This is a genomic window from Bacteroides sp. 2201st1_D9_2201SCRN_220225 (assembly GCF_040928965.1).
Taxonomy (GTDB): domain Bacteria; phylum Bacteroidota; class Bacteroidia; order Bacteroidales; family Bacteroidaceae; genus Bacteroides; species Bacteroides stercoris.
Window position 1 is genome coordinate 1 of record NZ_JBCODG010000076.1, and the last position, 2313, is coordinate 2313.

Genomic DNA, 2313 nt, shown 5'->3' on the forward strand with positions numbered 1-2313 from the left:
TGGCTTGCCGTTCGTTATGCGTTGCGTTCAGATAGGTATCGTCGATGATGAGGGAATCGGTGCCGTGGGTCTGAAAGGGGATGATAAGTTCTTGGGGGCGCACAGGCAGGGCGGCGCATAACAGTTCCCGGTTTTTGCGTACGCAATCCGCATCGTCTCCGGTATAAGGAGTGCAGTTGAAAGAAGCATAGCTGCCGGTGCTGCATCCGCCATGCCGGGTGGTTACAAAACAAGAAATGTCGGGATATGGGGCAAGTACCTCATATCCCAACATTCTTTTATCTTTTGTGAGGGGAATCATTTTCTGTCATCCTCCCAATCCTCTTCCTCGTATTCAAAGTCTTCAAGGTCCTCGATGTCCTCGTCGTCAACGTATTCGTAGCTGAGGTCTTCGTCCTCGCCTTCGTCTTTCAGTTCTTCTTTCAGGTGGCTCATGTCTTTGGCGCGGTGGGCAATGCTTTCAATCTTGCCTTCTATCTTGTTGCTTTCCTTGTTCAGCTCTTCCCATAGCATATCTTTCAGTGTGGAGATGCCCAGACCGGAAATGGCCGAAATGAATACGTGCGGAATGCTTTCGGGCAGTGTAGGCTCTATCTCGTCCATCAGCTCCTGATCCAGCATATCGCATTTCGTGATGGCAAGCACACGCTGTTTGTCCAGCATTTCGGGATTGAAAGTACGCAATTCGTTCAGCAGAATTTCATATTCCTTACGGATGTCGTCGCTGTCGGCAGGAACCATGAACAGCAACAGTGAGTTGCGTTCGATGTGGCGCAGGAAACGGAGTCCCAAACCTTTGCCCGCACTTGCCCCTTCGATGATGCCGGGAATGTCCGCCATAACGAATGACTTTCCGTCGCGATAGGACACGATACCCAGATTGGGCTCCAATGTAGTGAAGGGATAGTTGGCGATTTTCGGTTTTGCCGAAGACACAGCCGAGAGCAGTGTCGACTTTCCTGCATTGGGGAAGCCTACCAGACCGACGTCCGCCAGCAGTTTCAGCTCCATGATAACCGTCATTTCCTGCATCGGTTCGCCCGGCTGTGCGAAGCGGGGAGCCTGACGGGTGGCGGTTTTGAAGTGCCAGTTACCCAGTCCGCCGCGTCCGCCTTTCAGCAGAATGACTTCCTGACCGTGCTCGGTTACATCGCATATGTATTCACCGGTTTCGGCATTGTACACTACCGTGCCGCAGGGCACTTCGATTATTTTATCCTCTCCGTCCTTGCCGAAACTGCGGTTCTTGGAGCCCGACTCGCCGTGGCCTGCCATGATGTGGCGGTCGTAGCGCAGGTGCAGCAGGGTCCAGTAGTTGCGGTTGCCGCGGAGAATCACGTGGCCGCCTCGTCCTCCGTCACCTCCGTCGGGGCCGCCATTAGGAATGTATTTTTCACGTCTCATGTGCGTGGAGCCTCGACCGCCCTTACCGGAGCGGCAATAGATTTTTACGTAGTCAACAAAATTCGATTCAGCCATATTCTTTTTACTTTTTAGGTTGCTTTATTGTTACCGTCGGGATAACAGGCGCAAAATTAGTGATTTCAAGCGATATGCTCAAATTTGGGTTGTGATTTGTTAGGTTGGATGGATTGATAACGTTATTTTTGTTCATTGATTTACATCCTAATACAATAATCTTAATGAGTGAACTGAGAACGATTCCCAATATAGGTGCCTGCACGGAGCAGGACCTGATACTGATGGGGTATACCACTATCGCCTCATTGCGTGGCAAGAGTGCCGAAGAACTTTATGCCGAGGAGTGCCGGTTGCGCGGTTGCACTCTTGACCGCTGCCAGTTGTATCTTTATCGTGCCGTGGAATACTTTGTAAACACCGGGAATCCCGACCCGATGAAGTGCAAGTGGTGGTTCTGGAAAGATGATTTTGTTGAGCCTTCTCCCTGCGGTGCGGTTTGCGTGGAGTGTGCTTCTTTTCCGCTGGAATGCGGCGGATGCAGGAAAATAAAAGGAAAAGTATTCTGGTTGCGGTATACGGGTGATGATGTCTGCCGCATTTATGACTGTTGCCGCACCAAGAGGAAAAAGAATTGCGGTGATTGTCCGGACTTGCCTTGCGGGTATTTTGTAAAAGACCCCACTGTTTCGGATGAACAGAACGAGGCGAATCTGTGTAAAATGGTGGAACGGCTGAGAGCCGATGTAGGAAATAATATAAATTACGCGAACCGCACGGACGAGTAGTCATCCGTAGTGGTTCGCGTAATTTGCGTTAAAAATATCTGCTTTAGATATCAAATATTATTTCGCAGCGTCAATTGCTTTGCAAACATCTGCCGTAATAGTATCC

Annotated in this window: 3 protein-coding genes; 1 reads left to right on the forward strand and 2 read right to left on the reverse strand. The window is 50.2% G+C overall.

Annotated features, from left to right (window positions below):
• Both AB5903_RS18590 and obgE read right to left on the reverse strand, forming a co-directional pair.
• Window positions 1-301, reverse strand: a 301-nt coding sequence (locus AB5903_RS18590) for a laccase domain-containing protein (RefSeq protein ID WP_368118101.1), incomplete at its 3' end; no start/stop codon positions are given.
• The gene (gene obgE, locus AB5903_RS18595) at window positions 298-1479 is read right to left on the reverse strand and encodes a GTPase ObgE (protein ID WP_005657972.1); all 1182 of its coding nucleotides are present in this window, start codon (window positions 1477-1479) and stop codon (window positions 298-300) included. The genes obgE and AB5903_RS18590, both read right to left, overlap by 4 nt.
• A gap of 164 nt (window positions 1480-1643) precedes the next feature.
• Here obgE and AB5903_RS18600 point away from each other — a divergent pair, with 164 nt between their 5' ends.
• Window positions 1644-2207 (forward strand): helix-hairpin-helix domain-containing protein, encoded by a 564-nt coding sequence (locus AB5903_RS18600; RefSeq protein ID WP_005657970.1) that lies wholly within the window; start codon window positions 1644-1646, stop codon window positions 2205-2207.
• Window positions 2208-2313: the final 106 nt, after the last annotated feature.